Origin of the sequence: Olsenella uli, assembly GCF_016900775.1 — a bacterium.
GTDB lineage: Bacteria > Actinomycetota > Coriobacteriia > Coriobacteriales > Atopobiaceae > Thermophilibacter > Thermophilibacter uli_A.
Genome location: NZ_JACJKN010000051.1, coordinates 1 through 334, shown reverse-complemented (window position 1 = coordinate 334; position 334 = coordinate 1). Strand labels below are relative to the sequence as shown.

Here is a 334-nt window from a genome sequence, read left to right as displayed (position 1 = left end):
ATCCATACGGTGAATCCCTTCTGTATTTCTGTGTGGACGATTGTGACACTCGGGGCACACCGGGACTGTCACCGGGGCCGCCGCAAACCGTTAGCTGCCTAGTCCTTCCGACCGTCCCACAGCTGCCAACTGGCCACAAGCACCGTCGATCTCAGAGCCTCGGGTATCGCGAACTGTCACCGGGATCTTCCAGCGCTCAAGTGTCTCGACGAAGGCATCCTGGTCCTCGGGGCGCGAAGCCGTCCAGCGGGAACCGGGCGTCGGATTGAGAGGGATGAGGTTGACGTGAGCCCAGGTCCAATCGCCCCGACGACGGATCTGACGGGCCAGCACC

The 334-nt window shown here is 62.6% G+C and carries 1 pseudogene; it reads right to left on the bottom strand.

The features are described from left to right. Nucleotides 1-90: 90 nt before the first annotated feature. Nucleotides 91-334, bottom strand: a pseudogene (locus H6A23_RS11265) (hypothetical protein); the annotation flags it as partial.